The 6,288-nt window shown below is 51.4% G+C and carries 6 protein-coding genes; 3 read left to right on the forward strand and 3 right to left on the reverse strand.

What is annotated here, in order from left to right; all coding sequences use genetic code 11:
* The first annotated feature begins 13 nt into the window (after positions 1 to 13).
* From asnS to AC06ND_RS09035, 3 genes are all read left to right on the forward strand, one after another.
* Positions 14 to 1,417 carry an asparagine--tRNA ligase gene (asnS, locus tag AC06ND_RS09025; protein ID WP_475678652.1) on the forward strand — a complete coding sequence of 468 codons (1,404 nt, stop codon included), beginning with the start codon at positions 14 to 16 and terminating at the stop codon, positions 1,415 to 1,417.
* A gap of 21 nt (positions 1,418 to 1,438) precedes the next feature.
* Positions 1,439 to 2,059, forward strand: a complete 621-nt coding sequence (udk, locus tag AC06ND_RS09030; protein ID WP_475678653.1) for a uridine kinase — start codon at positions 1,439 to 1,441, stop codon at positions 2,057 to 2,059.
* Between the two features lie 108 nt (positions 2,060 to 2,167).
* Positions 2,168 to 2,791 (forward strand): energy transducer TonB family protein, encoded by a 624-nt coding sequence (locus AC06ND_RS09035; RefSeq protein WP_475678654.1) that lies wholly within the window; start codon positions 2,168 to 2,170, stop codon positions 2,789 to 2,791.
* Here the strand turns inward: AC06ND_RS09035 and AC06ND_RS09040 are convergent.
* The 3 genes from AC06ND_RS09040 to AC06ND_RS09050 form a co-directional block, all read right to left on the reverse strand.
* Positions 2,778 to 4,364 (reverse strand): S41 family peptidase, encoded by a 1,587-nt coding sequence (locus AC06ND_RS09040; RefSeq protein ID WP_475678655.1) that lies wholly within the window; start codon positions 4,362 to 4,364, stop codon positions 2,778 to 2,780. The two genes, AC06ND_RS09035 and AC06ND_RS09040, sit on opposite strands and share 14 nt — an antisense overlap.
* Positions 4,364 to 4,771 carry a deoxycytidylate deaminase gene (locus AC06ND_RS09045; protein ID WP_475678656.1) on the reverse strand — a complete coding sequence of 136 codons (408 nt, stop codon included), beginning with the start codon at positions 4,769 to 4,771 and terminating at the stop codon, positions 4,364 to 4,366. Before AC06ND_RS09045 ends, AC06ND_RS09040 begins: the two co-directional genes overlap by 1 nt.
* A 10-nt stretch (positions 4,772 to 4,781) precedes the next feature.
* A partial coding sequence (locus AC06ND_RS09050; RefSeq protein WP_475678657.1) for a hypothetical protein occupies positions 4,782 to 6,288 on the reverse strand: 1,507 nt, incomplete at its 5' end.

The following is a 6,288-nucleotide window of genomic DNA, read 5'->3' on the forward strand; positions in this document are numbered from 1 at the left end:
CTTATCAACAATTATGGAAACACCAGTAAGAACCAAAGTAAAAGAACTGCTCAAGAAAGAGCCAGGCAAGGAAGTTCTCGCCAAAGGTTGGGTGAGGACCAAGAGAGGAAACAAGGGCATTGCATTCATCGCCCTTAATGATGGTTCTACAATAAATAATATCCAGATCGTAGTAGACAAGACCGCATTCCCAGAGGATGTACTCGCAAAGGTCACTACAGGTGCTTGTATCGGAGTTATCGGTACGCTCGTAGAATCTGTAGGTAGCGGACAGGCAGTCGAAATCCAGGCAAAGAGCATAGAGATCTACGGTGAGTGCGACCCAATGAAGTACCCACTCCAGAAGAAGGACACTTCATTCGAGTACCTCAGGACCGTAGCCCATATGCGAATGAGGACTAACACCTTCGGTGCTGTACTTCGCATCCGCAACCAGATGGCATTCGCAATCCATGAGTATTTCCACGGAAAGGGGTTCGTATACCTCAACACTCCGCTCATCACAGCATCAGACTGCGAGGGTGCAGGTCAGATGTTCCAGGTTACCACACTTGACCTCAACAATGTACCTAAGAACAAGAAAGGTCAGGTAGACTTCAGCGGTGACTTCTTCGGCAAGCAGACCAGCCTTACAGTCAGTGGACAGCTCGAGGGTGAGCTCGGAGCAACCGCACTCGGAGAGATCTATACCTTCGGTCCAACCTTCCGTGCAGAGAACTCAAACACTCCTCGCCACCTTGCAGAGTTCTGGATGGTAGAGCCAGAGATGGCATTCTATGACATCAAGGACAACATGGACCTCGCAGAGGATTTCATCAAGTACCTCGTAAAGTGCGCACTTGAGCGTTGCTACGAGGATGTGAAATTCCTCAACGACAAATATGATGACAGCCTCATCGACAGACTCTATGGCGTCATCGACACCGAGTTCGTAAGGCTTCCTTACACTGAGGGTATCAAGATTCTTGAGGAGGCAGTCAAGAATGGCGTGACTTTCGAATATCCCGTAGCCTGGGGCGTAGACCTCCAGAGCGAGCACGAGAGATATCTCGTCGAGAAGCATTTCCAGAAGCCAGTCATCCTTACCGACTACCCTAAGGACATCAAGGCCTTCTATATGAAGCAGAACGAGGACGGAAAGACAGTTCGCGCGATGGACGTGCTCTTCCCTAAGATCGGAGAGATCATCGGTGGATCAGAGAGAGAGGCATCCCTCGAGAAGCTCGAGAACCGCATTAATGAGCTCGAGATGAGCCGTAAGAGCCTCGAGTGGTACATTGATACCCGTCGCTTCGGATCATGCCCTCACAGCGGATTCGGACTTGGCTTCGAGAGACTCCTTCTCTTCGTTACCGGAATGGCAAACATCAGAGACGTGATCCCATTCCCAAGAACTCCGAAAAACGCCGAGTATTAACAGATAATACGCTTAGAGAATATGCTGCTGATTGGTATTGCCGGAGGATCCGGCTCAGGAAAATCGACTGTCGTCAGTGCGATCACAAGAAATCTCAAGGAAAGAGTTGCTGTCATACCTCAGGATTCCTACTACAAGGATCTCAGCCACCTCAGTGAGGTTGAGAAGAGGAACAACAACTTCGACCATCCTGACGCAATCGATTTTGAGCTCCTCCAGCAGCACCTATCTGACCTCAAGAACGGTAAGGCAGTAGACCAGCCTATATACTCCTATATAACCTGCTCACGCAACAAGGAGAAGACCGTAAGGGTCGAGCCTGCAGACGTGATCATAATTGAGGGAATCCTCATCTTCACCTGCAAGCCGCTCCGCGACCTGATGGACATCAAGATCTTCGTGGACGCAGACGACGATGACAGGTTGATGAGAGTGATGTCAAGAGACATCGTTGAAAGAGGAAAGACCGTTGACTGGGTCATCGAGAGATACTCGAAGACCGTGAAACCAATGTATCTCCAGTTCATCGAGCCAAGCAAGCGATACGCAGACATCATCATCCCTCAGGGAGGACATAACAAGGTAGCCATCGACATCATCTCGGCAACAATAGAAAAAGCTTTAAGGGAAACCGAAAAATAAACTTACGCAGCAGTGGCCAGACTTCCGAAAGAAGACCGCGTTGGAATTTATGTCACCGTGATAGTCCATCTCACGGTGATAATTATTTTCTTGCTATATCAGATCGGTATGCAGCTTGGAAGGGAGCAGAGCTTCGTGCTCGACTTCAGCAAGCTCGAGCAGATCGAGAAGGAAAGGCAGGAAATGGATTTCAAGGACAACATCAGCAAGAAGCTTGATGAGATGCTTGGCCAGGCACCTGTCTACAGGGCTTCTGACGTAAGGAACGTCGCAGTCAACAGAAGCGCTCTGAGAGACGACAGGAACACGGATGCAGACCAGCTCTACCGTGACGCTGAAAGGCTCGCAAACGAGCTTAAAAACGGCCAGAACGCGATAAAGGAGGATGCCAGGGACGAAGTCGTAGACCTTAAGCCTAGCACAAAGCCTCAGGAAGAGAGGAAGCAGGAATATTCGGGAAAAGCCGTAGTCACCTACAACCTCGACGGAAGGAAGGCTAGCCACCTTACTATCCCTGCATACAGATGCATGGGCTCGGGCGATGTCACAGTAATCATCACGGTCAATCCACAGGGCACTGTAATAGATGCCAAGGTCCTTGACAGCGCATCATCTTCGGACAAATGTCTCAGGGACCATGCGGTAAGAGCCGCAAGGACTTCGAAGTTCTCCAAGACTGGAGGCACCAGCAACCAGCTCGGAGATATCACCTACAGTTTCATCGCGCAGTAAGCGCTTTCTTCACGCACTCATCCACGTCGAGATACATCTTGTAGAATGCATTCTCGCCGAGCTTGCTGTATCTTGCAACGAGCGCATTGACCTGCGGCATCATGTAGGACTTTGATTCTGCCCACTCAGCAGCAGACGGCCTGAGGCCATCCCTTGATGCGGCAAATGCAAGGAACTTCGACTCGAGATCATACTTTCTGATAAATGTATCGAGGACCTTGTAGTCATCGATGTTCGAAAGTTCGGTCCTGTGCTGGTCGAAGAAATAGGAAGCGAATCTCATCGCCGTAGCCTTCCTGTTGCACTGCACATAGAAATTAGTGGCCTTGGTCGTATCGATAGGCACGAAGATGTCAGGTATGATTCCACCACCGCCATAGACCTTGCGGCCCTTGGCTGTATAGTACACTTCATTCTCGTTTACCTTGATGCTGTCCGCATCGGTCATCTCTCCGTGCATGTAGCGATCATAGATATCGTAGGCATACTCGTCGTCTGAGCTGTACGGCTTCTGTATGCACCTACCCGAAGGAGTATAGTAACGAGCGATGGTAAGCCTTATTCCACTTCCGTCGGTAAAGTTGAGCGGTTCCTGTACGAGTCCCTTTCCGAATGAACGGCGTCCTATGATCTGTCCTCTGTCATTATCCTGGATTGCACCTGCGAAGATCTCGCTGGACGACGCCGAAGACTCATCTATCAGCACGCAGAGCTCTATATCCTTGAGCATTCCCCTTCCGTCTGCCTTGAAGTCTCGGCGCGGTGAATGTAGTCCTTCCATATACACGACCTGGTCTCCCCTGTCGAGGAACTCATTTGCAAGAAGGCAGGCTTGCTCGAAATAGCCGCCTGTATTTCCTCTGATGTCGAAAATAAGCTTCTTCATGCCCTGTGCAAGCAACATGAGAGCGTTTATCTGCACCTCTGAATAGGTGGTACGAGTGAACTTGGTGAGCTTTATATAGCCTGTAGTATCATTGACCATGAAGGCCGCATCCACGCAGTTCACAGGAATCTTTCCGCGGGTAATGTCAAAGGACATGGTCTCCTCTCCCCTGAGCACGGTCACCTTGACCTTCGAACCGGATGGTCCCTTCATGAGTCGGACCATGGAATCCTGCGGTGTCTTCGCTCCCGCAATCACCTTCTCATCGACACGGATGATCCTGTCTCCCTGCATCAGGCCAGCCTTCTCCGAAGGGCCGCCACCTATCACACTGAGGACGATTGCCGTATCATTGGGTACGTTGAACTGAATTCCGATACCGTCGAAATTGCCGGCAAGCTCGGACTCGGATTCCTCAAGTTCCACTGGAGGAAGATATACGGAGTGCGGATCAAGCTCATGGAGCGCCGCAATCACGGCCGCGTCCGTCATGTTCTTCACGTCGATGGTGTCGACATAATGATTCTGCACATAATCGAGGATCAGGGAGAGTTTGCGCCAATTGCCGTACTCCCAGCTCATCTGCTTCTTCTTGGCCGCGCTAACCCTGAAAATAAGCAGGGATATGAGCATTCCCAACACGACGCCCATCAGGGCGACGAGCAGCTGGTAACTTGTCTTCTTCATCAGTCTTCTACCTGTTCTACGATTATACCTGCCTTACGGAGTAGGTCCACGCCGTCGGTGAGCCTGTACTCATCCCTGTAGACGACCCTTGAGACTCCTGCCTGGATGATAAGCTTAGCGCACTCGACGCACGGAGACGCGGTGACATACAAAGTCGCGCCCTTGCTGCTGTTGCCTGACTGCGCGACCTTCGTGATCGCGTTTGCCTCAGCATGGAGCACGTATGGCTTGGTTACGCCGTTCTCATCCTCGCACACGTTCTCGAATCCCGAAGGAGTTCCGTTATAACCATCAGAGATGATCATCCTGTCCTTCACGAGAAGCGCACCCACCTGACGGCGCTTGCAATATGAATTCTGTGCCCAAACGGCAGCCATCCTGAGATAGCTATGGTCAAATTTCTCCATTTCGAATAGTTTATTTCTGTTCTACCTCAACCTGGTCAGCTGGAACATGGCCTTCGAACTGAGCAACAGGCTCGCCCCCCTCGAATGCATACACGAAGGTCTGGGATGCGGTATAAACCACCCAATAGTTCTTCTTGCCGATGAGGATGGACTCCGGAAGTGAGCTGACCTTGTCCTTAGGGACGATGGTCTTCCAGCCCTCCGGCTTCTGGCCCTTGAGATTGTACATGTCTATAGTGTTGTCCATATTGAGGACTATCGCGTTGTATCTTCTCAGATTGCGGAAATCATACACGTCTGGCCCGAGAAGGACTGGCTTTTCGAGAGTTGAAGGGAAGCCCTCCACCACTCGTCCGAGACGGTCATAGAGATAGAGTTTGTCACCAGAGCAGAACGCAAACTGGATCTTCTTGTTGTTGAAATAGTCCACGTTCGCAACCCTGCCGCAGAGCGCGCCGTCGAACGGCACTGCCCAGAGTTCGTTACCGTCCTCGGAGAGAGTGAGCTTGCCTTCAGAGAGAGAGAGGTGGTTGTCCTTTCCGCTACCGGAATTCTTTACGGTGAATGGCCCTGCAGGGATGACGACTTCCTGCTCTGCGGCCTCTTTCTTCTTTCTCGCAGACGGTTCCGGCTTGGTCATGTCCATGGTGAGGACGACGCCAGCCTTTGTCTTGGCCAGAGAAGCGATGAAGCTCTCTTCCCTGCCGTAAGAGCTGGCCTCGAGGCTCGCACCAAAGCTCTTCTGGAAGACTTCCCTCACGAGGGCAGAGTTTCCGCTTACAGGGAACCAGAAAAGAGCGAGCTGGTTCTTTCCGGCAAGCACGTCAGAATGCGATGCGAAGGACGAAGACTCGGAGAGTTTGACGCCAGGCATCTCACCCTCTGAATAAGCGCTTATCGCTGCACGGCTGCCGATGAGGAGCCATCCATTCACGTAAGTGCAGCAAGACTCATCCTGCAGCTTATACAGTCCTCCTATCACTGAAGCCACGAAGCCTCCGTAAGGAAAATCGTTCACACCGGTAGCGCAATTCTCGTCAGGATTGTTCACGAGAAGGAGCAAGAGCTGCTCCTGATTACCGTTTATCGGCATTTCTGCAACAGCAGCCTCCTTCACGCCGAGTGAATTGTACCAAGTCTTAGGAGACACGCCTGTTGCATCCTGAAGTTCCTTCTGACGCGCAAGGAAACGACTGATTCCGATGCGAGAGTCGCCATAGGACTGATATGCCTTCATGTATTCTGCCATATCCGCGCTTGGGAGGGAGAATGCCCAGTTGGTCTTCTCCGGGAGGATGGTCGCCAGCTGAGACTCGGAAGGAGTGACGGACTCGAATATCTTCATGTATTTCCTCACGCCGTCAGAACAGTTCACGATACCGCTGACAGTAGCCCTCTCGGAGCCGTTCCTGTCGAGGCTGAAGGCAGCCCAGCTACCGAGAGTCTTGAAGAAGTCCGCATGCTTGAGATAAGGCTTGGAAACTATGGTCGAGAATATCTTTCCGCAATTCTCAACG

Source organism: Candidatus Cryptobacteroides sp. (assembly GCF_056207615.1).

Bases quoted from the DNA above. Each gene is read 5' to 3' on its own strand.
- asnS (WP_475678652.1), top strand. From the start codon at position 14: ATGGAAACACCAGTAAGAACCAAAGTAAAAGAACTGCTCAAGAAAGAG.
- udk (WP_475678653.1), top strand. From the start codon at position 1,439: ATGCTGCTGATTGGTATTGCCGGAGGATCCGGCTCAGGAAAATCGACT.
- AC06ND_RS09035 (WP_475678654.1), top strand. From the start codon at position 2,168: ATGCAGCTTGGAAGGGAGCAGAGCTTCGTGCTCGACTTCAGCAAGCTC.
- AC06ND_RS09040 (WP_475678655.1), bottom strand. From the start codon at position 4,364: ATGAAGAAGACAAGTTACCAGCTGCTCGTCGCCCTGATGGGCGTCGTG.
- AC06ND_RS09045 (WP_475678656.1), bottom strand. From the start codon at position 4,771: ATGGAGAAATTTGACCATAGCTATCTCAGGATGGCTGCCGTTTGGGCA.